The sequence below is a fragment of the Ewingella sp. CoE-038-23 genome (assembly GCF_040419245.1).
Classification (GTDB): Bacteria; Pseudomonadota; Gammaproteobacteria; order Enterobacterales; family Enterobacteriaceae; genus Ewingella; species Ewingella allii.
In genome coordinates this window covers 2,221,738-2,248,388 of the sequence record NZ_JAZHOH010000001.1, presented here as the reverse complement: position 1 = coordinate 2,248,388, position 26,651 = coordinate 2,221,738, and the positions used below count along the sequence as shown (strand labels likewise).

Here is a 26,651-nt window from a genome sequence, read left to right as displayed (position 1 = left end):
GGTAATGCATACAGTAGAACTGTTTTATTTACTGATCAACCTTGCGACTTCGATTTAAGAAGTTCGAACTTATCGTGCAGTGTCTGCGGGTAGATTTCGCGGTATACCTTCCACAGGATATCTAATGACTTGTGCCCAGTAACCTGCGCCACTTCTTCTAAGCTAAATCCTGCTTCAAATAATCGACTGGCACCTTCCCGGCGCAAGTCATGGTAGTGAAGGTCTTCAACACCCAATTCTTTAGTGACCTGTCGAAACGTCTGAGTTAGAGAGCGCTCCTTAAAAGGAAACACGCAGTCACCGTTCTCAGGTTGGTTTTCCAGTATTTCCCATGCCTGACCGAGAAGAGGTACAACCATGTGATTGCCCAGTTTTTTACGCGGGTCTTTCCGGTCTCGAACCAGAACCGCCCGGTTCTTTTTATCAACATCGGACCACTGAATTCTGGTGACTTCTCCTATCCTCATGCAGGATAGAATAGAGAACATCAAAATGTCTGCGAATGGTGCTCCCGAATAGGACGTAACTGTTTTTTCCTTTAACCGTTCAATAATCCTATCTAGCTCAATACCCGTAGGTCTTCGGCTTCGAGTCTTGCCCGTTCCAATGATCTCCATCTGCCGCATTGTTTCTCTAGCGGTGATAAAAGCCTCGTAATCGATAGAGATGTCGAAAAGTGGTTTTGCTGAGCTGAGGGCTTTGCCAATATAATTTATGTCATGAGCGGCAGTTGAGGGCTGAACGGTTGTCCGTCTCATAACCGCATGGTCAATATACGAGCTCGTGGTAAGTTCATTCAAAGGTATTGTCGCAATATGCGCCCTTAGCACCAAATTTAGGGTTTCTCTTTTCGAGCGTCCAAATTTCACATGCGGATGATCCATATACTTTTGAATCAACTCACCTAGGGTTAGAATTTTTTCGGCTGATTTAGCGGGTAGGGGTAATCCATTTTGTTCAATGTCAGCGACGCGATTGACACCCCAAGCTTTAGCTAAGCTCTGTTTTGCGAAAGTCTTTCTCTCACGATGAAGATATTTTCCATCCTCTTTAACGCCGACAGTGCAGCGGTAACGCAGCTCACCTGAAGCGGTGAGTCTTTTTTCGATACTGTAATAGGCCATCGTAAACTACCTCAGGGGGTGCTGCAGGGGGTGCTGAGGTGGATAAAATAACTTAAAACGTTCGCATAATCGACATAAATATACAGTATAAATAAACAGTATTCATATCAAGTAATTGATTTTATTGATGTTAATATCAAGGCGTGGAACGGCTCGCCCGTCATTTTGGCGGGGTTTTTTTTATTCTGCGCGCGGCGAATTCGGCGTGGTCAATTTTCATTCATAAGAGAAATTTAACCATAACATCTTTAAGTGCGTTTTCTCTTAAGCCCTATCGCTATTTTTCGCGGCATTGGCTATCTTTATAGAACTGGATTTTTCACTTCGCGGAGATTGCAATAGGCATAGTCCTAATGCACAACAATATGCCGGATATGCAAATTTATTGCGAAAACTGTGGGTCTGATAGATTTACAGTGAGCAAAACCAAACCGATGGATTTGGCGGTAAAAGCGCTGATTTGTCGCGCCTGTGGGACACCCACTCGGGCTGACACTATCGTGGTGTACACCGAGCATACCTGGATAAGCCAAACTCCGATTAATGAAGTGGATGAGGATTTCTCAAGGCGATCGATGTAGCGCTGCGACAGGGTTTTTAACATGCAAAAAATGGCGGATAAGACCGCCATTTTTTATGCCTGCTCTTGGCCATTTTCGGCCTGTTTCACCGCCGCACTAGGGCTTGTTGGCGATCAGCAAGGCGCGCCTTGGAGCCGGATAGCCTTCAATGGTTTTGGTCGGATCCTTAGGATCAAGGAATTCAGCCAGGGACTCGCTGGTCATCCACGGCGTGCGGCGCTGCTCTTCCAGCGTGGTCACGCTGACATCGGCGATGCGCACATTCACAAATCCGCACTTAATCAACCAGCCTTTCAACGCCTCGGCGGAAGGGATGAAATAGATATTGTTCATCTGGGCATAACGGTCGCCCGGCACCAGCACTTGCTGGCTGTCGCCTTCCACTACCAGCGTTTCAAGCACCAGTTCTCCACCATTTACCAACTGATTTTTCAGCTGATATAAATGGTCCAGCGGCGAGCGGCGGTGATAGAGCACGCCCATCGAGAAGACGGTGTCGAAGGCATTCAGCTCTGGCAACTGCTCAATACCCAGCGGCAGAAGATGGGCGCGCTGGTCCCCGCCCAGCAGTTTACGCACGGCTTCGAACTGGCAGAGGAACAGCTGCATAGGGTCGATGCCCACCGCCAGATGAGCGCCCGCGCCAATCATGCGCCACATGTGATAGCCACTGCCACAGCCGACATCCAGAATAGTGCGACCGGCCAGCGAGGAGATGTGCGGCAAGACGCGATCCCACTTCCAGTCTGAACGCCATTCGGTGTCGATTTCCACGTCATACAGTGAAAACGGCCCTTTACGCCATGGCATCAGGTTGCGCAGCAGGTTTTCAATCCCCTCGCGCTGGCCCTGAGGCAGAGGTTCCAGCATATTGGCCGTCACGCTGTGCAGCAGGTCGAGTTTCTCTGGCTGCAACAGCGGCAGGCGATCCACCGCGTTGAACCACATCTTAAATTTGCCGTGCAACGACTCTTTTTGCCACGCGGTCAGCTGGGATGGCAGGGTGTTCAGCCACGGGCTGAGCGGGCCTTTAGCGATGCGCTGATAGAAATCACCAAACTCAATCATTCGGCGTCTCCCGCTTTCAGAGCAATCAGCGAGCCGAAGTTAAAGCACTGGAACCACACTTCGGAGTGCTCGAAACCGGCCTGCTTCAAACGGGCTTTGTGGGTTTCCACCGAGTCGGTTAGCATCACGTTTTCCAGCATGCTGCGCTTTTGGCTGATTTCCAGCTCGCTATAGCCATTGGCGCGCTTGAAATCGTGGTGCATGTTGAACAGCAGCTCGCCGACGTCTTTATCTTCGAAACTGAATTTTTCGGACAGCACTAAGGCCGCGCCCGGACGCATGCCCTGATACACCTGATTTAACAGGCGCTGGCGATCGGCAGGCTCTAAGAATTGCAGGGTAAAGTTGAGCACCACCATGGAGGCGTTGCTCAGCTCGACGTCGAGAATGTCGGCTTCAATCACTTTGACCGGCGTCTCGGCGCGGAAGGCGTCGATGTGGCGGCGGCAGCGTTCAACCATGGCGGGGGAGTTGTCGACAGCAATAATTTCGCAGCCCGCGACTTTAATATTACGACGCATCGACAGCGTGGCGGCACCCAAGGAGCAGCCAAGGTCATAGACGCGTGAGTCAGGCTGCACGAAGCGTTCGGCCAGCATGCCAATCATCGAAATAATATTTGAATAACCCGGAACGGAGCGTTGGATCATGTCGGGGAAAACTTCTGCGACACGTTCATCAAATGTCCAATCGCCGAGTTTGTCTATCGGTGCCGAAAAAAGAGTATCTTGCTTAGCCATAGTACGAAGTCAGACCAAAGATTGAGGGAGCGTAATTTTGAGGGCAGATTTTAGCAGAGTACGCGTGAGGCAGATACCGGTAAAAACGACGTATTGTTGAGGCGGAGCGGGGAGGCAGAGCTTCCTCCCCGTAAATGCTGGCTACGGAAAACCGTTATGGAGAGAAACCACTACCAGCGAATATTGAGAAACTGCGACCAGGGTAGATAAAAGGTATTGACTCCTACCATGAGGAGTAAAGAAATATAGGTTGCGGCCATGCCGTTGCGACGCCAACCGAATTCCCGATTTTTTAACCCATAGTAATGACAAAGACGGCCCGCAATTAACATCAATCCACAAACGTGAACCATCCAGGCTTCGGCACCGTTCATCTCCATCATGACTAATAACAAGCAGCCAATCGGCAGATATTCAACGGCGTTGCCGTGTACCCGGATCGCGGTCTGGAGTTCATAGGAGCCGCCGTCGCCGGTGGAAATACGGTATTGCGTGCGTAAACGAACCACGTCGAATGACAATTTAAGCAGTAGCACTGCGGCGAGCACGACATATAACGCGCTGATCATTTTACAACCTCGATATTACAGAGTTGGCTTGGGGACTAAGGCAAATAATCCGCAGAAGCCACTGACAATTTTCGAGGCAATGATAACGAGGTAACATTTCAGTGTCTTGATGAATAACGCAAATCGCTAAAAAAAACGCATTAATAGAACAGCTCTCACGCCTCGCGATTTAGAACAAGGAGTCCTGCTCCGGCCAGTCTGGGGCGGGCGGCAGGTCAGGCAGTGTCAGGCGTAATTGCTGCCACAGCTTCTGCGCCTGCTGGGGGGCGTCGCTGCAATCTGGCGTATGAATAAACAGGTAGGGCTGATGCTGATTGGCCTGCCACTGTTTGAGCTTTTCCACCCATACCTTGAAGAAGTGCTGGTTGTCCTCCAGCACGTCGCCGCCGATTAAACGCACAATCGGGCGTTCGGCGGTGACCAGCGCATGCACAGGCAGCACGGGTTTCTTTCTCTGCGCCTCGCGCACGGCTTCGGTCAGCGGCTTGGCGTTATGCACCGGGCGGCTGTCTAATATCACCCGGCTGATCCCCCGCTGATGCAAACCTTGGTTAAGGGCGCGCTCATCTTCCCCTTTGGCGAAGAAATCTTGATGGCGAACCTCTACGCCGTAATCAAAGCCTGTTGGCAATGCATCCATAAACTGCCACAGCCGGTCTAGATCGCGCGGGGCGAAGGCGCTCGGCAGCTGTAACCATAACTGACCAATGCGCGAGCCGAGTGGCTCAATCACCTGATAAAACTCGGCAATATCCGCCTCGCAGTCGCGCAGCGCGGCCTTGTGGCTAATTAAGGAAGGGAACTTGAAGCAGAAGCGAAAATCTTCGGGAGTCATATCGCGCCAGCGCATTACGATTTCGGGTTTTGGCAGGGCATAAAAGGTGGTGTTGCCCTCGACACAATTGAAGTAGCGTGAGTAATCCGCTAAATCACGCAGACCGATTTTCCCCCACGCGCTGTGGTTCCACTGTGGCAATCCGATATACATTCGCTGGCCTTCCTTAATGAAAACGCCGCCCGGAGGCGGCGTAAAATTTCAATACCAAACAGACTAACCTTACTGCGGCAGGGCGGCAAGTACCTCGGCGGTAGAACGAACGCGGGAGATGCGCGGGAAGATGTTCTTCACGCTAGACTGGTGGTTGTCATTGTCGTGCGCACTGCAAGCATCTTCGGCGATAACCAGCGAGAAGCCCTGTTCCCATGCGTTACGCGCGGTGGACTCCACGCCAATGTTAGTGGAGATCCCGGCCAGCACGATGGTAGTGATGCCGCGACGGCGCAGTTGCAATTCCAGATCCGTACCGTAGAAAGCACCCCATTGGCGTTTCACCACTTGAATGTCGCTGTCGGTGACTTCCAACTGCTCGGGGAATTCCCACCAAACTGCAGGCAGGCCGCCTTCTGGCGCAGGGGACGGGCGATCCACTTCTTGCTTCAGCGCTTCTGCAAAGGTGTCAGACCAACCGACGCGAACCATCACGACCGGCGCGCCCAGTTTGCGAAAGCGTTTTGCCAAATCGGCCGAATTATCCAGAACCTGCTGTGCACTGTGCGGGCCACCGGCAAACGGCAAAATGCCTTTCTGTAAGTCGATTAATACCAGCGCGGTTGTTTTTGGGTCGAGTTTCATCGGTAAGGCTCCCGAAATGTTAAGTGATGACAATATAGAGAGGGAAAACGTGAATAACGTTGTTGGCTACCTAAAAAGGATGGGGCGAGTTTATGCCAAGGCAGGGGCGAAAATGTGCATAATTTTGTTAAATTATGTGTGTTATAGGTTAACGATGGAATTGCGCGAGCTTGGGCGCGTCTTCGCTCTTATCCTCAAGTGGAAATTCCTTTATACTGACCGCCTTTTTTCGAGCTGTAATAAAACTAATTCCGCGCGCCGCAGCCTTTGCGAGCGGGCGACCAGAGTGAATAACCGTTTCCGTACCCTTTGCTGTAAGGCCGGGTAGTGGGATCAAAAGGATACCGTTATGCGTACTGTATATTGTGGGAAACTGAATGCGTCCAACGTGGGCCAGGAAGTAACGTTGTGTGGTTGGGTTAATCGTCGCCGTGATTTAGGCGGTTTAATCTTCATCGATATGCGCGACCGCGAAGGCATTGTTCAAGTTTTCTTCGACCCGGATCAAAGCGCGGCCTATGAGCTGGCTTCCGAACTGCGTAACGAATTCTGTGTACAAATCACCGGTACGGTGCGTGCTCGTCCTGAGAGCCAGTTCAACAAAGATATGGCAACGGGTGAAGTGGAAGTGTTCGCCAGCGGCCTGAATATCATCAACCGTTCAGAACCTCTGCCGCTGGACTCCAACCACAACAACACCGAAGAAGCGCGTCTGAAATACCGCTATCTGGACCTGCGTCGCCCGGAAATGGCTAACCGCCTGAAGACCCGCGCGAAAATCACCAGCCTGGTTCGCCGCTTCATGGACACCCATGACTTCCTCGACATCGAAACGCCGATGTTGACCAAAGCCACCCCAGAAGGCGCGCGTGACTATCTGGTGCCAAGCCGCGTACATAAAGGTAAGTTCTACGCGCTGCCACAGTCGCCACAGCTGTTCAAACAGCTGCTGATGATGTCTGGCTTCGACCGTTACTACCAGATTGTTAAATGCTTCCGTGACGAAGACCTGCGTGCTGACCGCCAGCCAGAATTCACCCAGATCGATGTCGAAACCTCATTCATGACCGCCGAGCAAGTGCGTGAAGTGATGGAGAAACTGGCGCGCGAGCTGTGGACTGAAGTGAAAGGCGTGGATCTGGGCGACTTCCCAATCATGACCTTCGCAGAAGCCATGCGCCGCTATGGTTCCGACAAGCCAGACTTGCGTAACCCGATGGAGCTGGTGGACGTCGCTGACCTGCTGAAAGATATCGATTTCAAAGTCTTTGCCGATCCCGCCAATGACCCGAAAGGCCGCGTTGCTGCTCTGCGCGTTCCGGGCGGTGCTCAGCTGAGCCGTAAACAAATTGATGAATACGCCAAATTTATCGAGATTTATGGCGCGAAAGGCTTGGCTTACATCAAAGTCAACGAAATCGCCAAAGGTCTGGAAGGCATTCAAAGCCCGGTGGCTAAGTTCCTCAATGAAGAGCTGCTGCTGGCGCTGATTGGCCGCACCGGCGCGCAAGATGGCGATATCATCTTCTTCGGCGCAGCCAGCGCGAAAATCGTCACCGACGCTATCGGCGCGCTGCGTCTAAAAGTGGGTCGCGACCTGAAGATCACCAAAGAAGACAGCTGGGCACCGCTGTGGGTCATCGACTTCCCAATGTTCGAAGACACCGACGAAGGCGGCCTGTCTGCCATGCACCACCCGTTCACTGCGCCAAAAGAGATGACCGCAGAAGAGCTGGGCGCTAACCCAACTTCCGCGATCGCCAATGCCTATGACATGGTGATCAACGGTTATGAAGTGGGCGGCGGTTCGGTGCGTATTCACCGCAGCGAAATGCAGCAGACCGTATTCGGCATTCTGGGTATTAACGAGCACGAGCAACGCGAGAAGTTTGGCTTCCTGCTCGACGCCCTGAAATACGGCACGCCTCCGCACGCGGGCCTGGCGTTCGGCCTTGACCGTCTGGTGATGCTGCTGACCGGCACCGAAAACATTCGTGACGTGATTGCCTTCCCGAAAACCACCGCAGCGGCCTGCCTGATGACCGAAGCACCAAGCTTCGCTAATCCGGCTTCTCTGTTGGAACTGGGTATTGCGGTTGTCGCGAAGAAAGACACCTCGAAAGAAGTGAAGTCGGACACAGATTCAGAGAATAACTGATGAGCCATAAGCGTCCTGAGTCGATACTGTGCGTCATCTACGCCAGCAACACCGGCCGGGTGCTAATGCTTCAACGACGGGATGATGCGAATTTTTGGCAGTCGGTTACCGGCAGTCTTGAAGGCGAGGAGTCCCCGAAACAAACCGCGCAGCGTGAAGTTTTGGAAGAGGTGGGGATTGATATTGCGGGCGAGAGTCTGCATTTAGTTGACTGCCAGCGCTGCGTGGAGTTTGAGCTGTTTGCTCATTTGCGTTATCGCTATGCTCCCGGCGTGACCCGAAACAAAGAACATTGGTTCTGTCTGGCGTTACCCGCAGAGCGGGATGTGGTCATTACCGAGCATCTTGCTTACCAGTGGCTCGACAAATCCGCCGCGGCGGCCTTGACGGTGTCACCGAGTAACCAGCAGGCGATTGAAGAATTTGTAACTATTCAGTCTACGTAGACTATTTGGAGATATTTATGGCAGGTCACAGTAAGTGGGCCAACACTAAGCACCGCAAAGCGGCGCAAGATTCAAAACGCGGCAAAATCTTCACCAAAATTATTCGCGAGCTGGTAACAGCTGCGAAACTGGGCGGTGGCGATCCGGGTGCTAACCCTCGTCTGCGCGCGGCTATCGATAAAGCGCTGGCCAACAACATGACCCGTGACACCCTGAACCGCGCCGTGGCGCGTGGCGTGGGCGGCGATGACGACACCAACATGGAAACCATCATTTATGAAGGTTACGGTCCAGGTGGCTCGGCAATCATGGTGGAATGTTTGAGTGACAACCGCAACCGTACCGTGGCTGAAGTGCGTCATGCCTTCACCAAAACCGGCGGCAACCTGGGCACTGACGGCTCCGTGGCCTACCTGTTCTCCAAGAAAGGGGTGATCACTTTTGCTCCGGGTCTGGATGAAGATGCCGTGATGGAAGCTGCTTTGGAAGCGGGCGCCGAAGACATCGTTTCTTATGACGATGGCGCGATTGACGTCTTCACTGCGTGGGAAAATCTGGGCGAAGTGAAAGATGCGCTGGAAGCCGCAGGCTACAAAGCGGACTCCGCTGAAGTCTCCATGATCCCATCGACCAAAGCCGATATGGATGCAGAAACAGCCCCTAAATTGCTGCGTTTGATCGACATGCTGGAAGATTGTGATGATGTGCAGGAGGTTTACCACAACGGTGAAATCTCCGACGAGATTGCAGAAACTCTGTAATGCTCTTTGCCGCCGGTGGCTCGTTCACCGGCCGGCTATCCGCAGACCCTCTCTGCGGTCTATACTCCCCACTTATGCAAAACGACAACACAAGGCGTTGATTGGCTATGGCTATAATTCTGGGGATTGACCCCGGTTCACGCGTTACCGGCTATGGCATTATCCGCCAGACAGGGCGTCAACTCAGCTATCTCGGCAGCGGCTGTATTCGCACAGTAGTCGACGATATGCCGACCCGTTTAAAGCTAATTTATGCCGGCGTCAGCGAAATTATTACCCAATTTCATCCAGACTTTTTTGCCATCGAATCAGTATTTATGGCGAAAAACCCCGACTCGGCCCTCAAGCTGGGGCAGGCGCGGGGTGCGGCCATCGTGGCGGCGGTGAATCAGGATTTGCCGGTGTTTGAGTATGCCGCGCGGCAGGTGAAGCAGACGGTGGTCGGCACCGGCGCTGCTGAAAAGTCACAGGTGCAGCATATGGTACGTTCATTATTGAAACTGCCCGCTAACCCGCAGGCGGACGCCGCCGATGCCCTGGCGATTGCCATCACCCATTGCCACATGAGCCAAAACGCCATTCGCCTGAGCACGGATAAATTACAAATGGCACGCGGGCGGATGCGTTAGTGAGCTGTATCGCATTAGGCTGGATATTCATCCAGCCTTTTCTATGATATAAACAGCGCAGCATTTTGAAAATTTGATCCATAAAGGAAGGTGAAAGTGATAGGTCGACTCAGAGGCGTTATTCTGGAAAAACAGCCGCCGCTCGTGCTGTTGGAAACTAACGGCGTGGGCTACGAAGTCCATATGCCAATGACCTGTTTTTACGAATTACCAGATCTGGGTAAAGAAGCTATCATTTTCACGCAGTTTATTGTGCGTGAAGACGCGCAGTTACTCTACGGATTCAACGAAAAGCAAGAACGCGCTCTGTTCCGTGAATTGATAAAAGTGAACGGCGTCGGGCCAAAACTGGCGTTAGCCATTCTTTCCGGCATGTCTGCGCAGCAGTTCGTCAGCGCGGTCGAGAAAGAAGAGATCACCGCACTGATTAAATTACCCGGCGTGGGTAAGAAGACCGCAGAGCGTCTGGTAGTTGAAATGAAGGACCGCTTTAAAGGATTAAACGGCGATCTCTTTAGTAATCATACGGATATCACGCTACCGGCATCGTCCTCACCGACGAAAGAGTCTGATGCCGAAGGCGAAGCCGTCTCAGCCCTGATCTCTCTTGGCTATAAGCCGCCAGAGGCCAGCCGCATGATCAGCAAAATCGCCAAACCGGGTCTGGATTGTGAAACGTTGATTAGAGACGCGTTGCGCGCGGCTCTGTGAGGTAATAGATGATAGAAGCTGACCGCCTGATTTCGCCTGATGTTATCAGCGAAGAAGAAGTCATCGATCGTGCGATACGCCCGAAGATGCTGTCCGAATATGTCGGTCAGCCCCACGTGCGTTCGCAAATGGAGATATTTATTCAGGCGGCCAAGCAGCGCGGTGATGCATTAGACCACTTGCTGATTTTTGGCCCGCCGGGATTGGGTAAAACCACGCTGGCCAACATCGTCGCCAACGAAATGGGCGTTAATCTGCGCACCACCTCGGGTCCGGTACTAGAGAAGGCGGGCGACTTAGCGGCCATGCTCACCAACCTCGAACCGCATGACGTGCTGTTCATTGATGAAATCCACCGCCTGTCTCCCGTGGTTGAAGAGATTCTTTACCCAGCCATGGAAGATTATCAGTTAGATATCATGATTGGTGAAGGGCCGGCGGCGCGCTCTATCAAGCTCGACCTGCCGCCGTTTACGCTGGTGGGCGCGACGACGCGCGCAGGCTCGCTAACCTCGCCGCTGCGCGACCGTTTTGGCATTGTTCAGCGTCTGGAGTTCTATCAGGTCGCCGACCTACAGCACATCGTCGGGCGCAGCGCCAGCTGTCTGGGCTTAGAGCTGTCGGAAGAGGGCGCGCACCAGATTGCTCGCCGCTCGCGCGGCACGCCGCGTATTGCCAACCGCCTGCTGCGACGGGTGCGTGACTTTGCTGAAGTGAAAGGCGATGGCACCATCGGTGGCGATATCGCCACCAGCGCGCTGGACATGCTGGACGTCGATGCCGAAGGTTTCGACTACATGGACCGCAAGCTGCTGCTGGCAATTATTGACAAGTTTACCGGCGGCCCGGTCGGCCTGGATAACCTTGCCGCCGCCATCGGCGAAGAGCGCGAAACCATTGAAGACGTGATTGAACCCTTCCTTATTCAGCAAGGTTTTATTCAACGTACCCCGCGCGGCCGCATGGCGACCAATCACGCCTATAAGCACTTTGGCATGACGCGCGAAGAGTAGAACTGCGCTGTTTGCAAATGACAAAAAAGGACGCCTTGGCGTCCTTTTTTTATGCGTCGAGCTGGGTCAGGCGACCTGTTTTTTGCTCAGACTGAGCATAAACATAATTGCCGCGCTCAGCACCACCGACGGGCCAGCCGGCGTATCGTAGAAAGCCGAGAAAGCCAGGCCGCCGGAGACTGCCAGAATACCCACGGCAATAGCTACCAGCGCCATTTGCTCCGGCGTCTTAGCGAAGCGGCGTGCCGTGGCGGCTGGAATGATCAGCAAAGAGGTGATGATCAGCGCGCCGACAAACTTCATCGCCAAACCAATAGTCAATGCAGTCACCAGCATCAGCACGATGCGCGAGCGCTGTAGGTTAACGCCGTCAACGTGCGCCAGCTCTGGGCTGATGGTCATCGACAACAGCGAGCGCCACTGCCAGCAGAGCACGGCAATCACCACTACCACGCCAACGCCAATCATCCAGATATCGCTCAGCGTGACGGACAGCAGATCCCCAAACAGGTACGCCATTAAATCGACCCGCACGTTGGACATCAGGCTAACCACCACCAGACCCAGCGACAGCGCGCTGTGCGCCATAATGCCTAACAGTGTATCGACAGCTAGATGCGGCTTTCGCTCAAGGATCACCAGCAGCAGGGCCAGCAACAGGGTAACGGCAATCACGGCGTAGAAGGGATTGACGTTCAGCAGCAGGCCAAAGGCCACGCCGAGCAGGGAAGCGTGCGCCAGCGTGTCGCCGAAATAGGACATGCGTCGCCACACCACAAATGAGCCAAGCGGGCCCGCGGCCGTCGCCAGCAAAATCCCCGCCAGCCAGCCGGGGAGCAATAATTCAATCATGCGTCATGGCCTCCGCTTTTACGCAAAATAACTTTTCCTTTTAAATCATGACGATGATTGTGATGATGGCGATAAATAGCCAGCTGCTCGGCACCGCGATTGCCAAACATGGCGATAAATTCAGGGTGAGTGGACACCACTTCTGGGGAGCCAGAGCAGCAGATATGCTGGTTGAGACACAGCACTTCGTCGGTTTTCGCCATCACCAGATGCAGGTCGTGGGACACCATCAGCACCGCGCAGCCTAGCTCGCAGCGCAGGTTGTCTATCAGGTTATAGAGCGCGAGCTGGCCGTTAACATCGACACCCTGAGTGGGCTCATCCAGCACCAGCAGCTGCGGATTATTCATCAAAGCGCGAGCCAGCAGCACGCGCTGGTTCTCACCGCCGGAGAGTTTTTGCATCGGCTGGTCGAGTAGGTTCGCGGCCTGAACGCGTTTCAGGGCAGGGAGGATGTCGCCGCGCTTCACGCCGGGTTTGAGGCGCATAAAGCGGCTAACCGTCAGCGGCATGGTGGCATCAAGATGCAATTTTTGCGGCACATAGCCGATGCGCAGACCCGGCTCGCGAGTCAGGGTTCCGCTGGTTGGCGGCACTAAGCCCAGCACGACGCGCACCAGGGTGGATTTCCCTGCGCCATTTGGGCCAAGCAGCGTAAGAATTTTACCGGGTTGTAATGTCAGAGAGATATCCGACAGCACGCGTCGATTGCCGAAGGCAACCGAGATTTTATTAAGTGTGGTTAGTGTGGGCATGTCAGTCTTGTCTTGCAGAACAAATCGAATGTTATAATATTGCATTTCCGTGAAAATAACCAGTTTTCACCTTTAAGATGAAGAGGTAATTCCAAATGACAGACCCAAAAAAGACCTTTAAACGGATTTTATTAGCGACAAGTTTGCTGAGTGCATGCGCGGTGACCAGCGCTCAGGCTGACGTCGTGGCTTCGGTCCGTCCATTGGGATTTATTGCCTCGGCGATTGCTGACGGCGTGACGCCTACCGAAGTGCTGCTGCCAGACGGGGCGTCACCACACGATTTCGCGCTTCGCCCCTCAGACCTGAAAAAAATACGCAGTGCCGATTTGGTGGTGTGGGTCGGTCCGGAAATGGAAGCCTACATGACCAAATCTGCCGCCCAACTGGGGCCAAATCGTCAAGTGGAAATTTCGGCATTGCCGACGGTAAAACCGTTATTACAGAAAGGCAATGAAGAGGAAGAAGAGCACGATCACGACCACGCGGACGGCGGCCACGATCATCATCATGGTGAGTACAACATGCACGTTTGGATGTCGCCAGAGATAGCAAAACAGACGGCGATCGCGATCCACGCCAAATTATTGGAACTTATGCCACAAAACAAGGACAAATTAGACGCAAACTTGCGTCAGTTTGAGGACGGCTTGACACAAGTTGACAAAAACCTTGGTAAGATGCTGCAGCCTGTGCAGGGTAAGGGATATTTCGTTTTTCATGATGCCTATGGCTATTTCGAAAAACACTTTGGCCTTTCGCCACTTGGCCACTTTACGGTCAACCCCGAAATCCAACCCGGCGCGCAGCGATTACATCTCATTCGAACTCAGTTGGTTGAGCAGAAAGCAGTCTGTGTTTTTGCTGAGCCACAATTCAGGCCGGCCGTAATCAATGCCGTTGCCCAAGGGACAACAGTGCGTATGGGCACATTGGATCCGTTGGGAAGCGGCATCGCATTGGGTAAGGACAGTTATGTGAACTTCCTGTCACATCTGACTAACCAGTACGTGAGCTGCCTGAAGTAAGATTAAAAGGACCGTATTAAAGTGCAGCTGATAGCCCGCTCTATCGCTCTGGCGTATAACAACCTTCCACGGCCCCACCGCGTCATGCTGGGGTCGCTTACCGTAGTTACTCTCGCAGTAGCCGTATGGAAACCGTTCGTTTACCACCCAGAACAGAACCCTATCGTTAAACATATCGAACTCGACAGCGAGCAAGTACGTTCGCTGCTCCCTGAAGCCAGTGAACCCATCGACCAGCCGCCGCCTGCGGAAGACATTCCACAAGACGATCTCGACGAAAAAGTTGAATCTGAAACGGGCGTGCACGAGTACGTGGTTTCCACCGGCGATACCCTAAGCAGCATCCTCAACCAGTACGGTATCGATATGTCCGATATCTCCGCGCTGGCGTCCACCAACAGCGATTTGCGTAATTTGAAAGTCGGTCAGCAGCTGTCATGGACAGTCAATGACGACGGTGAATTACAGCGCGTGGTGTGGGAGAAGTCGCGTCGTGAGACTTACACGTATGACCGTTCCGGCTCCGGCTTTAAAGCTAGCCTTGAGACGCTCAAAGGTGAGTGGCAAGACAGCGTGCTGAAAGGGCGTCTGGATGGCAGTTTTGTCGCCAGTGCCAAAGCCGCCGGGCTTTCCAGCGGTGAAATCAGTTCAGTCGTCAAAGCCTTGCAGTGGCAGTTAGACTTCAAAAAGCTGCGTAAAGGCGATGAGTTCGCGGTGCTGATGTCCCGCGAAGTGCTGGACGGCAAGAGCGAGCAGAGCCACCTGCAGGGCGTGCGTATGCGTAGCAGCGGCAAAGATTATTACGCCATTCGGGCCGAAGACGGTAAGTTCTACGATCGCAATGGTAGCGGCTTAGCCCGCGGTTTCTTACGATTCCCCACCATCAAGCAGTTCCGCGTTTCCTCTAACTTTAACCCGCGTCGTTTGAACCCGGTGACTGGCCGTATTGCACCGCACCGTGGCGTTGACTTCGCTGTGCCAGTGGGCACCCCGGTGTTGGCAGTGGGTGATGGTGAAGTCATGGTGGCGAAAAATGGCGGTGCGGCGGGCAACTACATTGCTATCCGTCACGGCCGCCAGTACATGACGCGCTACATGCACCTGCGCAAAATTCTGGTTAAGCCGGGTCAGAAGATTAAACGTGGCGATCGCATCGCGTTGTCCGGCAACACCGGGCGCTCTACCGGACCACACCTGCACTTTGAAATGTGGATTAACCAGCTGGCCGTCAATCCGTTGACCGCCAAGTTGCCGCGTTCAGAAGGGCTGACGGGTAAAGATCGCGCTGACTATCTGGCTACGGTCAAACAAGTTATTCCGCAGTTGAAGCTGAATTAATTTCGCAAATCAGTTTGTTTCAGCGTCACGCTGACGTTTCAGGCATGCTTTTAGGGCATGCCTGAAGCGCTTTTTGCGTCTTTCTGCTCCGACGAGGTGGTGAGTTTCTTTGCAAAATCATGCACTACACTTATCATTGTCCGAATTATTGTTTTAAGAGCTATGTATTCAGAGCCATCTATGCAGCCAGAGAAAAAATCGAACGTCGAATTTATTCCAGAATTTCAGAAAGCCTTTTACCATCCGCGCTACTGGGGGGTATGGCTTGGCGTCGGTGCTATGGCCGCAATGGCGTATGTTCCAGTCAAAGTCCGTGACCCGATTTTGGGCAGCCTGGGCCGACTGGCGGGCAAGCTCGCTAAAGGCGCGCGCCGCCGTGCCCGAATCAATTTGCTGTACTGCATGCCGGAAGTGCCCGAGGCCGAGCGCGAACACATCATTGATGAGATGTTTGCCGCCGCGCCGCAGTCGATGGTGATGATGGCCGAGCTGGCCTGCCGCGCGCCTGAGAAGGTGCTTAGCCGCGTTAAGTGGCACGGCAAGGAGATTGTCGACCAGATGCAGGCCGACGGCAAAAACGTCATTTTTCTGGTGCCGCACGGCTGGGCGGTGGATATCCCCGCGATGCTGATGGCCGCCACCGGGCAACCTATGGCCGCCATGTTCCATAACCAGAAGAACCCGCTGACAGATTACCTGTGGAACAGCGTGCGTCGTCGCTTTGGCGGCCGCATGCACGCGCGCAATGACGGCATCAAGCCGTTTATCAGCTCAGTGCGTCAGGGGTATTGGGGCTATTACTTGCCGGATCAGGACCATGGCGCCGAGCACAGCGAGTTCGTGGATTTCTTCGCCACCTATAAGGCGACGCTGCCAGCGGTAGGGCGTCTGATGAAGGTTTGCCGCGCGTCCATCGTTCCATTGTTCCCGGTGTACAACGGCCACGAGCATCGTTTGGATATCTATATTCGCCCGCCAATGGACGATTTAGCCACCGCCGACGACACTCAGATTGCCCGTCGCATGAATGAAGAGGTTGAACTGCTGGTGGGGCCGAACCCCGAGCAGTACACCTGGATCCTCAAGCTGCTGAAAACCCGCAAGCCCGGGGAAGAAGAGCCGTACTCCCGCGACGAGCTTTTCCCTAAGTAAGCTGCCGAGTTAGCTCCCGATAGAACGTAAAAAGGCTGAGATCATCTCAGCCTTTTGCTTTCTGCCGTTTAACCTTAGTGACCCGGCTTTTTGCGCGAGGTTAAGAACAGGGTGATCAGCAAGGTTCCCGCCACGCCGCTCAGCAGAGTGAACTGGTTGAAACGAGCATTGCCGTCGGCGAAGTAGAGCAGCTTGGCGACCTCAATCCCCAGCGCAAACACTAAGATAGTGATCAGCCCCAGCGCCGCCGCCACGGTGCCTTTGCCTACGGCGCTTGAGAACAGCGTCAGGCGATATAAGCCTGCATTGACCAATCCTGAACCCATCGCGTACAAGCCCAAGCCGCCAATCACCCAGCCCCATGCGTGAGCAAAGAAGGTGGCGGCCACGGCGGTGATTGCCAGCCCAAGCACGATCGGCACGATGCCCAGCCAAATTGGCGTGGTGACTTTCACTTTGCCGCTGAGCTTGGTGAGCAGTAGATTGCCGATGATCAGACCGGCAAAAATCGGCACCTGCAACCAGCCATATTGCAGCGGCGACATGCCCGCATCCTGAATCAGAATCACCGGCGACTGCGCCACCCACGCCAGCAGTGGCAGGGTGATAAGCCCGATAGACAGTGAACCAAACACCACGCTTTTATTGCCCAGCACCTGTCCGTAATCGGCCAGCAGGCGGCGGAAGGAGAACGGCTGGCCGTCGCGCGGCGCGGTTTCCGGCATACTGCGCCATAAGCCCCACCATGCCAGCAGCGACACCAGCGCAAACAGCCCAAACATGGCTTTCCACGGCGCGTAGTGAATAAAAGCCGCGCCCGCCAAAGGCCCGAGCAGTGGCGCGATCAGCGTGACGTTAGCCATCAGCGCCATCAGCTTGATGCTCAAACTTTCGTTAAAGGCTTCCTGAATCGCGGCGTAGCCCACGGCGCCGATAAAGCACAGGCTCATACCTTGCAGGAAACGCATCAAAATAAATTGCTCAATGCTTTGCGTCAGTAAGGTGCCGAGGCAGGTGACGACAAAGAAAGCCACGCCGGTGAGTAATACCGGGCGGCGGCCCAGACGGTCAGACAGCGGGCCGAGCAGCCATTGCAGCATGATGCCGCCACACAGGTAGGCAGTGAGGGAGGCCGATACCCAGTCGGCGCTGGCGCTAAAGTCACTAATGACCTGTAGCATGCCAGGCTGGATCATGTCATGGGCGATATAAGTAGCGAATTCAAATAACACCAGCGAGAGCGGAAACAGCCACTGCCGACGGCCAAGCCGTTCTGCGGGTTGAAACACGGACGACATATCAAGACTCCATACCCAAGGCGATTGGGTCACATTTTCAAGGTTCCAGAAAACTGAAAAACGCGGCCTGCTAAGGCCGCGCTGAATAACTGCATAAAACGGTGAACGATCAGTTTTTATAGCGAGCAATCGGGTTGTCGAGGGTTCCGGCGAATTTCAGGTTTTGCGCCGGGTCCGACAGGTTGATCATCTGCTGGTTATTCGCCAGTTGCAGGCGGTTGAGGCAAGAGTGGGTGAACTCCGCGCCAAACATGTCGTAGCGCGCAAACTTCTCCGCCAGTTCAGGATATTGCTGCTGGTAGTCATGCACGGTGTCGGCGACCACTTTCCAGAAATCATCAGCAGACATCTGGTTTTGCTCTTCCAGAATGCGCGAGATGAAGCGGAACACCCCGGCGAACACGTCGGTGAAGATAGACAAGATCTTCAACTGCTCAGGCACGTCCACGGCAAGGCGTTTGGCTTTCTCCGGCAGCTTGGCGTCCGGGTTCATCACCGCGATCTCTTCGGCAATGTCCTTCATGTAGGCTTTGACCGGAATGTTGTTTTCAAACAGCAGGATCAGGTTCTCGCCGTGCGGCATAAACACCAAATCATAGTGATAGAAGCAGTGCAGCAGCGGGCTGAGGTAAGCCGTGGTGTAGCGTTTGAGCCAGTCGGCGGCGTCCAATCCAGAGGATTTGATCATCTCGACAATCAGCGCATCGCCGTTGAAATCAGTGTGCAGCAGCGACGCCATGGTCATCAGGCGCTGGTTAGGCTGCAACCAGGCCACCGGGTTTTGTCGCCACAGCGCGGCAAACATCTTCTTGTAAGCACTGTCGCCTTTAATCGCATTTTCGAAATAGTGGTTGTGGTAACCGAGGGAGGCCACTTCTTGCAGAATGCTAAAACCATTGGCTTGCAAATAGGCGTCGTTTTCCACCAATTCGGCCAGCCATTCGTTAATCCCCGGCGTGGTCGCCATGTAGTAAGGCGACAGCCCGCGCATAAAGCCCATGTTCAGGATAGAGAGCGCGGTTTTCACATAGCGATGGGTTGGCTGACTGGCGTTGAAGAAGGTGCGAATCGACTGCTGCGCCAGATAGTCATCTTCCCCTTCACCTAAATAAATCAGGTAATTACGCGCGATATCTGGCGCGAAGACGGTCAGCAGCTTGTTCTGCCACTGCCAAGGGTGAACCGGCATAAAGTAGTAATTTTTCGGGTCGAGGTTGCGCTCTGTCAGCTGCTGAGTGAAAGCCTGAATCTGCTTTTCACCCAACTCTTCGGCGATCAGCTTCTCGTAAGGCAGACCTTCAACGCTGGCGAAGTGCGCCTTATCGTGATGCACCGCCACCCACACCAGCTTCAGCGGGCTGGCGGCTTCTGGCGCGTAGCGCACATAGTCGGCGGCGTCGAAGCCAATGCGGCCGTTATTGGCAATGAAGCTCGGGTGCCCTTCAGTCATGCTGGTTTCCACGGTCTGGAAGTCAGCCTGACTCAGCGATTTGGCGGTGCTGTGGTTGTTTTCCAACTTCCACGCGCTGCCGTACAAGGTGCTGGAAATCTCTTCCATGTAGGTCGGCAGCATAGCCTGCGAAATACCGATTTGTTCGGCAAATTCGATGATGAACTGTAAGGCGTCCAATGGCTGCGGCGCGAGATTGTCGAGACGCTGGATACTGTCGAGATCAATCAGCCAGTCGTTCAGCGGCAGCAGGCGGGCGCGAAAACGGTACTCCACCACACTGGCCGGGGCGGCCAGCTGGTACTCGCTCCAGTGCTCGTCGCTCTTCAGCACTTTAGGTTCAATCAGCCGCTCGTGGGCTAACTCGGACAAGCATTTACGCAGCAGCAGGGCGTTGGCCTTGGCCCAGTTGGCCGGATGAAGGTGCTTGCCGGTTTGCATGGCGGCAGGGTGTTTCGACATGTTTTGTTCCTTTTGGCGGGCCAGTAAATAGTCTTCACGCTCACAAAAAGCCAGCCACGCGGTTTTATGAGGCAGAGTGATTTGGCGCTGGTATTGGAAACCGGCGCGTTTATTCAGGCGATGGATCTTGTCATTGCGCACGTCCGGCTCCACCACCACGCGCAGCACCTCCGGCAGGCTGAACAGGTACTCCATTACGGTGGAGAACACCTGCCAGCTGAAGTCCGGCAGCGGGCGGTCGGCTGGGGCCAGCAGAATGTGCATGCCGATATCACCGGGCTGGACGTCGTAATGCTCGTGCAGCGGGTCTTCCTGCACCGGATAGCACTCAATCAAAAACGCCGGTTTGCCATCGTGCTCGCCCATCAGCGTGGCGTGAGGGTTGCTGGCGGTCAGCTCGCGGTAAAACGTCTCCACGTCGTCGCGGTGGCTGTCGAGCATGCCCCAGAATTTGGCATAGGGCTTGGTCATCCAGCTATGCAGGGTGTCGGCGTCCTGCGGAAATTTCAGCGGTCGCAGCGTCAGGTTTCCGGCATCGCGCGAGCGGGAAAACAGCGGCTTGGGCAGCGTATCAAACATGGTCATGTCTCCTTGATTGGGGGTTATTCACCCAGTTCGCGGGCGCAAAATGTCTGGAACGCGATGGATTTTTCAATCGGGTAAATATCGTCACCGAGCATGGCGCGGATGATGCTGCTGTTGCGGTAGCAGGCCATGCCTAAGTCTGGTGTGACGAAGCCGTGGGTGTGCAGCTCGGCGTTTTGCACAAAAATCTGGTTATTGGCGTCAATGCTGTAGTTGCGATTGACCGCAAAACGCCCGGCGTCGTCCCACTGAATGCGCGAGTGAATGCCTTCAATGCACTGCGGCGGCTGGTAGCCATAGCCGGTCGCTAAAATCACCGATTCGGTATTGTGGCGATACTCCTGCTGCTGCTCTTGTTGCAGGAAGGTCATGTCCAGCGTGCCGTCAGGGTTGCGGCTCATGGCGGTTAATTCGGAATGGGTGTAGAGATTGACATTCAGCGGGCCGTCGAGCCGCTTGGTGTACATCAGGTCATAAATGTCATTGATTAGGCTGATGTTAATGCCTTTATATAACCCCTTTTGCTCGCGATTAAGCTGGTCGCGCTTGCTCATCGGCAGCTCATGGAAGTAGTCGATATACTCCGGCGAGGTCATCTCCAGCGTCAGTTTGCTGTACTCCAGCGGGTAGAAGCGCGGCGCGCGCGTCACCCACGTCAACTGGTAGTCATGCTTTTCGATGTCGGAAAGCAGGTCATAGTAGATTTCCGCCGCGCTTTGACCACTGCCCACCACGGTGATGGATTTCGAGCTTTGCACCTGCTCTTTGTTCGGCAAATAGGCGCTGGAGTGGTGAATTTGCTGGCTCACGCCGCGCGAGCAGGGCGGCATCCAGGCCGACGGGCCGGTGCCCAGCACCAGTCGCTTAGCCTGATATACGGCTTTTTCGCTGCTCTGCGTGGACTGGGTGTGCACCAGATAGCACTGCTTGGCTTCGTCCCAGGTGACCATTTCCACGCGAGTAGCGAATTTCAAATTAGACAGTTCGCTGCACACCCACTGGCAGTACTGGTTGAACTCTTTGCGCATCATGAAGAAATTTTCACGGATGTAGAAAGAGTAGATTTTGCCTTTTTGCTTCAGGTAGTTGAGGAAGCTGAAGCGGCTGGTTGGGTCTGCCAGCGTCACCAAATCCGCCATAAACGGGGTTTGCAGCATGGCACTCTCCAGCATCATGCCGGTGTGCCAGTCAAAGCCCGGATTTTGGTCGATAAATAGCCCGTTGAGCTGCTCAATCGGGTCCGTCAGGCAGGCCAGTCCGAGGTTAAACGGGCCGATGCCCACGGCGATAAAATCATAGGTTTGAGTGCTGTTTTGCGTCATAGACATAGTGTGTTCCTTACTCGCCAGTTCCTTGATGAAAAGCTGAGTTAAGCGCTGCGCTGGTCAGCTCTTTGCCGTAATGCACAACCAGACCAATCACGTCGGCAATGTCTGCGGCGGAGGTGGCTGGATTGAGCAGGGTAAATTTCAAATACTGGCGTTGATCCACTTTGGTACCGGCGATCACCGCATTGCCCGAGCGGAAAATGGCTTTGCGAATATCGGCATTCACCGCGTCAAGCTGCTCGTCGCTCAGCGACTGGCGCGGCACAAAGCGGAACACCAGGGTGCTGAGTTCAGGCTTATGCAGCACTTCAATATTCTGGTGATTCACCATCTGCTGGTGGCCTTCAACCGCCAATGCCAGCAGGGTGTCGAAGGATTCGCCCAGCGCCTGCTGGCCCATGATGCGCAGCGTCAGCCACATTTTCAGGGCGTCAAAGCGACGGGTGGTTTGAATGCTCTTGTTGACCAAGTTCGGCGTACCTTCCAGCTTGGCGCTCAGTGGATTGAGGTAGTCGGCGTACCAAGCGACATGCTCGAAATGCTTCTGGTCGTTGACGAAGAACGCGCTGCAACTCACCGGCTGGAAGAAGGATTTGTGGTAATCCACGGTGACGGAATCCGCTAATTCAATACCGTCAATGCGCTGGCGGTGCTGCGGCGATACCAGCAGGCCGCATCCGTAGGCGGCATCTACGTGCATCCAGATGTTTTCGCTGCGGCATACCTGCGAGATTTCGTGCAGCGGGTCGATGCTACCGAAGTCGGTGGTGCCGGCGGTGGCGACCACGGCGATAGGGATCAGCCCTTCGGCGTGGCAGCGTGCCATCTCTTGCTTCAAGGCGTCAGCGTCCATGCGGAAAGCGTCATCGCAGGCGACGGGCACTACGGCGTCATAGCCAAGGCCGAGCAGGGCGGCGGATTTTTGGATGCTGAAGTGGCTCACCTGTGAAGTGAAAATGCGCCAGCGGTTGGCGTCAGACGGCAGCCCCTGATATTTGATGCTGTGTTCAGGATGGGTGCGCTTGCAGAAGGCGTCGCGGGCCAGCAGCATCGCCATCAGGTTAGACTGAGTGCCACCGCTGGTGAAAATGCCGTCGGACTGCGGGCCGAATTTGATCCGCGCCAGCGTCCAGTCAATCACCTTTTGCTCAATCAGCGTGCCGCCTGCGCTCTGGTCCCAGGTATCCACTGAGGAGTTGATGGCGCTGATAAACAGCTCGGCTAATTGGGCCGGAACCACCGTCGGGCAATTAAGATGCGCGATATATTTTGGGTGATGAAAATAGACCGCATGTTGCAGATATAAATCATCTAACTCTTCCAGCGCCAATCGGGTGCCGGGCAGGGGCTGGGTCAGGTCAATATGGCGAAACTGATCGGCTAATTCTGCTGGAGTAATGCCGGAAAAAGGTTTTTCCTTGTTATTAATATGGCCTTTGATTATTTCAAGGCCATTTTCAATGTGTTTTTGCCACTCATCTGTGGAGTGTTGATTGAAAATAAAACCCTGATTTTCATTTACCATTTCGTGGGTAAAAGAGAGTTCGGAATAATTTATTTGGCTCATGAAACATTCCTTTTGCTATCCGTTTGGGCTTGCAGCAGGCGTGGGGAAGCCGCCAGCCTTAGCCGGGATAGTTAAATTAAGTTTATTAGTCATCAGGCACGGGCAAGCGCCGCGCTAATGCGAGTTTAGTATAATGATATTTAGTTAAGGTAAATTATCAGTCTTTTGTCTTGTGTAAATTCCTGTGATTGGCATTTTTTAGGTCATTAACCGATGAAGAACATTATAAATGCAAATCATTATCATTCAATGACAATGATAAACATTCTCATCAAAGTAGCATCGTTAATGATATTTTGTGATCTGCATCACGTTTTTGTGGGGTTTTGGCCGTTCTGGGGCATATTCACATAGGATCTTTCTACATTTGTTATTCCAAATGACGCTTTTAGTCCGGGTTTTAAATAACAAATATGGAATATTATCCATTAATAACATTGTGTCTTTTGATTGTTGCTAGCTAATCCATTATTACAATGTGGAATTATAAAGCACAAAAATAGCGGGTAAATAAAGCGGAATATTAATCTTGAGGTGAATTTATTGTGCATAAAATGAATAGCGCGGAGGGAATAATATGAAAAAGCCGATTCCACAGAATCGGCTTTTTATTACTAGATTATTACTAAGGGGAGGTGACTCCCCTTATGGTTGGACGGGTTATTACTCTACTCGTAATACGCGGCTGGTATTTGTTGTGCCGACGGTACTCATGACATCACCCTGAGTGACGATCACTAAATCACCGGATAACAGATAACCCTTGTCGCGCAGCAGGGTAACGGCGTCGTGCGCGGCGGCCACGCCATCATTATTGCTGTCGAAGAACACCGGAGTAACACCACGGTAGATGGCGGTGAGGTTCAGGGTGTGCTCATGGCGCGACATGGCGAAGATTGGCAGGCCGGAGCTGATACGTGACATCATCAGCGCGGTGCGACCAGACTCGGTCATGGCGATAAGCGCCGTTACGCCTTTCAGGTGGTTAGCGGCATACATAGAAGACATGGCAATAGCTTCTTCAATGTTGTCGAACTCCACGTCGAGACGGTGTTTAGAGACGTTAATGCTTGGGATCTTCTCCGCGCCCAGACACACGCGGGCCATGGCGGCTACTGTCTCAGACGGATATTGACCCGCGGCGGTTTCCGCAGAGAGCATCACGGCGTCGGTGCCATCAAGCACGGCGTTAGCCACGTCCATGACTTCAGCACGGGTCGGCATTGGGTTGGTAATCATCGACTCCATCATCTGGGTTGCGGTGATCACGGCACGGTTCAGCTGGCGAGCGCGGCGGATCAGTTTCTTCTGAATCCCTACCAGCTCTGGGTCCCCGATTTCCACACCCAAATCGCCACGGGCAACCATCACCACGTCAGAGGCCAGAATGATGTCATCCATGGCGGCGTCAGTTGCCACTGCTTCGGCGCGTTCTACTTTAGAAACGATTTGCGCGTTGCAGCCTGCGTCACGGGCCAGGCGGCGAGCGTAGTTCAGGTCTTCGCCAGTGCGCGGGAAGGAGACGGCCAAATAGTCGACGCCAATTTTTGCGGCGGTGATGATATCGGCTTTGTCTTTTTCGGTCAGGGCTTCGGCTGACAGGCCACCGCCCAGCTTGTTGATGCCTTTATTGTTGGACAGCGGGCCGCCAACGGTGACTTCGGTAAAGACTTTCATGCCCTGAACTTCGAGCACTTTGAGCTGCACGCGGCCATCGTCGAGCAGCAGGATATCGCCGGGAACCACGTCGGCCGGTAAGCCTTTATAGTCGATGCCGACTTTCTCTTTATCGCCTTCGCCTTTGCTCATGTTGGCGTCGAGCAGGAATTTATCGCCGATGTTCAGGAAGACTTTGCCTTCCTTAAAGGTCGATACGCGGATTTTAGGACCTTGCAGGTCACCGAGGATGGCAACGTGGCGCCCGAGGCGGGCGGCGATTTCGCGCACTTTGTTAGCGCGAATAATGTGGTCTTCAACGGTTCCGTGGGAGAAATTCATCCGAACTACGTTGGCGCCGGCGGCAATAATCTTTTCCAGATTATTATCACGGTCTGTAGCAGGGCCGAGGGTAGTAACAATTTTGGTTCTTCTGAGCCTTCTGGACATGTATTACTCCGTTGACTGGTGAACATTTGTCGTGCAAAAAACAGCGGTAACCTACTTCGGTGCGGTGTGTGATTTTAAGGCCATTGCGTTTCACCTGCGTTACTCGCCGCGTGTTTGGTTTTAGGCACTTCTGCGCACATTGATGGGTTCATCATTGAGGCTGAGGGTGCCAAACTCCCTAAAAAATGTCTAATTTGTGCGGTCCCAATGTTCAAAATGTGCCTTTTAAGGCGCTTCTATTTCATTCGGTCTACGCTTAGTCAAAAACGCTGGGGACGGGCATACCCTTATCAAAGCGCGATTCTTTCAACGCGTCTTTGACCCGCTTCAGGTTATCTCTAAATTTTGCCCCGCGACGCAGGGTAAATCCGGTGGCGAGCACGTCAATCAGGGTCAGTTGAGCCAGACGCGAAACCATCGGCATATATACGTCAGTGTCTTCAGGGACATCCAGCAGCAGCGCCAGCGTGGCTTCGTTAGCCAGCGGCGTGTTGTGCGAAGTGATGGCAATCACCGTGGCGTCGTTTTCCCGCGCCAGATGGGCCAGTTCTACCAGATTCTTAGTGCGCCCGGTGTGCGAAATCAACACCACCACGTCGCCTTCGGTGCAGTTCATGCAGCTCATGCGCTGCATCACGATGTCGTCGAAATAGACCACCGGAATATTGAAGCGGAAGAACTTGTTCATCGCGTCATGAGCCACGGCGGCAGAGGCCCCGAGGCCAAAGAAAGAGATCTTTTTCGCCTGAGTCAGCAGGTCAACCGCGCGGTTTACCGCGCCGATATCCAGCGAGTTTTTGACTTGGTCGAGGGTAGCCATGGCGGATTCGAAAATCTTGCCGGTATAGGCATCGGCGCCGTCGCTTTCATCGACGTTACGGTTCACATAAGGCGTGCCGTTAGCCAGACTTTGCGCCAAATGTAATTTAAAATCTGGAAAACCTTTGGTATCGAGGCGGCGACAGAAACGGTTTACAGTAGGTTCACTGACATCGGCCATGCGGGCCAGGGTCGCGATACTGCAATGGATGGCGGTCTGGGGTGAGGCGAGAATTGCTTCTGCGACTTTCCTCTCGGATTTGCTCAGAATGTCCAAATGGCTTTGGATTTTTTCTAATGTATTCATTAGGGTGCCACTCATAGGTTTCAACGATTTCTGTGAAAAGAGGAAATCATGTCGGTTTGGTGAAAATATACTACGAGCTAACCGCGGTTGGCAGGAGCAAACTGGTGTAATTCAAGCTTTTATCACCAGAGTATGACCGAGATCTAAATTTCAATCTGGTAAATGGCTATC

The 26,651-nt window shown here is 53.7% G+C and carries 24 protein-coding genes; 10 read left to right on the top strand and 14 right to left on the bottom strand.

The features are described from left to right. Positions 1-35 precede the first annotated feature (35 nt). Positions 36-1,124: a site-specific integrase gene (locus V2154_RS10435; RefSeq protein WP_353502180.1), complete on the bottom strand. Its 1,089-nt coding sequence runs from the start codon at positions 1,122-1,124 to the stop codon at positions 36-38. 416 nt (positions 1,125-1,540) lie between these two features. Here V2154_RS10435 and V2154_RS10430 point away from each other — a divergent pair, with 416 nt between their 5' ends. Further along, entirely contained in the window at positions 1,541-1,705 is a 165-nt protein-coding gene (locus tag V2154_RS10430; protein ID WP_353502179.1) for a hypothetical protein, read from the top strand. A 96-nt stretch (positions 1,706-1,801) separates the two neighbouring features. Here V2154_RS10430 and cmoB read toward each other — a convergent pair whose 3' ends face one another. From cmoB to V2154_RS10405, 5 genes are all read right to left on the bottom strand, one after another. Then, a complete protein-coding gene (gene cmoB, locus V2154_RS10425) occupies positions 1,802-2,773 on the bottom strand; it encodes a tRNA 5-methoxyuridine(34)/uridine 5-oxyacetic acid(34) synthase CmoB (RefSeq protein WP_353502178.1) in 972 nt (323 codons plus the stop codon). Continuing rightward, complete coding sequence (gene cmoA, locus V2154_RS10420) at positions 2,770-3,513, bottom strand: carboxy-S-adenosyl-L-methionine synthase CmoA (protein ID WP_353502177.1); 744 nt, start codon at positions 3,511-3,513, stop codon at positions 2,770-2,772. The genes cmoB and cmoA overlap by 4 nt, the downstream gene beginning before the upstream one ends. A 170-nt stretch (positions 3,514-3,683) precedes the next feature. Continuing rightward, positions 3,684-4,082: an MAPEG family protein gene (locus tag V2154_RS10415; RefSeq protein WP_185689958.1), complete on the bottom strand. Its 399-nt coding sequence runs from the start codon at positions 4,080-4,082 to the stop codon at positions 3,684-3,686. Positions 4,083-4,251: 169 nt separating this feature from the next. After that, the gene (locus tag V2154_RS10410; protein WP_353502176.1) at positions 4,252-5,070 is read right to left on the bottom strand and encodes a DUF72 domain-containing protein; all 819 of its coding nucleotides are present in this window, start codon (positions 5,068-5,070) and stop codon (positions 4,252-4,254) included. A gap of 69 nt (positions 5,071-5,139) precedes the next feature. After that, positions 5,140-5,715 (bottom strand): hydrolase, encoded by a 576-nt coding sequence (locus V2154_RS10405; RefSeq protein WP_353502175.1) that lies wholly within the window; start codon positions 5,713-5,715, stop codon positions 5,140-5,142. A 349-nt stretch (positions 5,716-6,064) separates the two neighbouring features. On the opposite strand from V2154_RS10405, the gene aspS reads away from it, so the two are divergent. The 6 genes from aspS (at position 6,065) to ruvB (ending at position 11,433) form a co-directional block, all read left to right on the top strand. Then, positions 6,065-7,873 (top strand): aspartate--tRNA ligase, encoded by a 1,809-nt coding sequence (gene aspS, locus V2154_RS10400; RefSeq protein WP_353502174.1) that lies wholly within the window; start codon positions 6,065-6,067, stop codon positions 7,871-7,873. After that, on the top strand, positions 7,873-8,319 hold the full coding sequence (gene nudB, locus V2154_RS10395; RefSeq protein WP_353502173.1) for a dihydroneopterin triphosphate diphosphatase: 447 nt from the start codon (positions 7,873-7,875) through the stop codon (positions 8,317-8,319). Before aspS ends, nudB begins: the two co-directional genes overlap by 1 nt. 17 nt (positions 8,320-8,336) lie before the next feature. Then, positions 8,337-9,080: a YebC/PmpR family DNA-binding transcriptional regulator gene (locus tag V2154_RS10390; RefSeq protein WP_353502172.1), complete on the top strand. Its 744-nt coding sequence runs from the start codon at positions 8,337-8,339 to the stop codon at positions 9,078-9,080. Positions 9,081-9,187: 107 nt separating this feature from the next. Next, a complete protein-coding gene (gene ruvC, locus V2154_RS10385) occupies positions 9,188-9,709 on the top strand; it encodes a crossover junction endodeoxyribonuclease RuvC (RefSeq protein WP_154147776.1) in 522 nt (173 codons plus the stop codon). Positions 9,710-9,805: 96 nt separating this feature from the next. Then, positions 9,806-10,420 (top strand): Holliday junction branch migration protein RuvA, encoded by a 615-nt coding sequence (gene ruvA / locus V2154_RS10380; protein ID WP_353502171.1) that lies wholly within the window; start codon positions 9,806-9,808, stop codon positions 10,418-10,420. A gap of 8 nt (positions 10,421-10,428) precedes the next feature. Beyond that, positions 10,429-11,433 carry a Holliday junction branch migration DNA helicase RuvB gene (ruvB, locus tag V2154_RS10375; RefSeq protein ID WP_034790733.1) on the top strand — a complete coding sequence of 335 codons (1,005 nt, stop codon included), beginning with the start codon at positions 10,429-10,431 and terminating at the stop codon, positions 11,431-11,433. Between the two features lie 66 nt (positions 11,434-11,499). On the opposite strand, the gene znuB is transcribed toward ruvB, so the two are convergent. Both znuB and znuC read right to left on the bottom strand, forming a co-directional pair. Further along, positions 11,500-12,285, bottom strand: a complete 786-nt coding sequence (znuB, locus tag V2154_RS10370) for a zinc ABC transporter permease subunit ZnuB (RefSeq protein ID WP_154147777.1) — start codon at positions 12,283-12,285, stop codon at positions 11,500-11,502. Further along, positions 12,282-13,040 carry a zinc ABC transporter ATP-binding protein ZnuC gene (gene znuC, locus V2154_RS10365; RefSeq protein ID WP_353502170.1) on the bottom strand — a complete coding sequence of 253 codons (759 nt, stop codon included), beginning with the start codon at positions 13,038-13,040 and terminating at the stop codon, positions 12,282-12,284. The genes znuB and znuC overlap by 4 nt, the downstream gene beginning before the upstream one ends. Before the next feature lie 95 nt (positions 13,041-13,135). Here znuC and znuA point away from each other — a divergent pair, with 95 nt between their 5' ends. The 3 genes from znuA (at position 13,136) to lpxM (ending at position 16,558) form a co-directional block, all read left to right on the top strand. Next, entirely contained in the window at positions 13,136-14,068 is a 933-nt protein-coding gene (gene znuA / locus V2154_RS10360) for a zinc ABC transporter substrate-binding protein ZnuA (RefSeq protein WP_353502169.1), read from the top strand. Between the two features lie 21 nt (positions 14,069-14,089). Further along, positions 14,090-15,406 carry a murein DD-endopeptidase MepM gene (mepM, locus tag V2154_RS10355; RefSeq protein ID WP_353502168.1) on the top strand — a complete coding sequence of 439 codons (1,317 nt, stop codon included), beginning with the start codon at positions 14,090-14,092 and terminating at the stop codon, positions 15,404-15,406. A 180-nt stretch (positions 15,407-15,586) separates the two neighbouring features. Continuing rightward, on the top strand, positions 15,587-16,558 hold the full coding sequence (gene lpxM, locus V2154_RS10350; protein WP_353502167.1) for a lauroyl-Kdo(2)-lipid IV(A) myristoyltransferase: 972 nt from the start codon (positions 15,587-15,589) through the stop codon (positions 16,556-16,558). 74 nt (positions 16,559-16,632) lie between these two features. On the opposite strand, the gene V2154_RS10345 is transcribed toward lpxM, so the two are convergent. The 6 genes from V2154_RS10345 to V2154_RS10320 all read right to left on the bottom strand — a co-directional run bounded on the left by V2154_RS10345 (position 16,633) and on the right by V2154_RS10320 (position 26,480). Then, positions 16,633-17,856, bottom strand: coding sequence for an MFS transporter (locus V2154_RS10345; RefSeq protein WP_353502166.1), 1,224 nt, complete (start codon positions 17,854-17,856; stop codon positions 16,633-16,635). 109 nt (positions 17,857-17,965) lie between these two features. Then, on the bottom strand, positions 17,966-20,347 hold the full coding sequence (locus V2154_RS10340; protein WP_353502165.1) for a GNAT family N-acetyltransferase: 2,382 nt from the start codon (positions 20,345-20,347) through the stop codon (positions 17,966-17,968). Between the two features lie 23 nt (positions 20,348-20,370). Next, complete coding sequence (locus V2154_RS10335; protein WP_437342031.1) at positions 20,371-21,675, bottom strand: lysine N(6)-hydroxylase/L-ornithine N(5)-oxygenase family protein; 1,305 nt, start codon at positions 21,673-21,675, stop codon at positions 20,371-20,373. Positions 21,676-21,691: 16 nt separating this feature from the next. Next, complete coding sequence (locus V2154_RS10330) at positions 21,692-23,206, bottom strand: pyridoxal phosphate-dependent decarboxylase family protein (RefSeq protein ID WP_437342030.1); 1,515 nt, start codon at positions 23,204-23,206, stop codon at positions 21,692-21,694. Positions 23,207-23,911: 705 nt separating this feature from the next. After that, complete coding sequence (gene pyk / locus V2154_RS10325) at positions 23,912-25,354, bottom strand: pyruvate kinase (RefSeq protein ID WP_353502162.1); 1,443 nt, start codon at positions 25,352-25,354, stop codon at positions 23,912-23,914. A 256-nt stretch (positions 25,355-25,610) separates the two neighbouring features. Next, positions 25,611-26,480, bottom strand: coding sequence for a MurR/RpiR family transcriptional regulator (locus V2154_RS10320; RefSeq protein ID WP_353502161.1), 870 nt, complete (start codon positions 26,478-26,480; stop codon positions 25,611-25,613). Positions 26,481-26,651 lie beyond the last annotated feature (171 nt).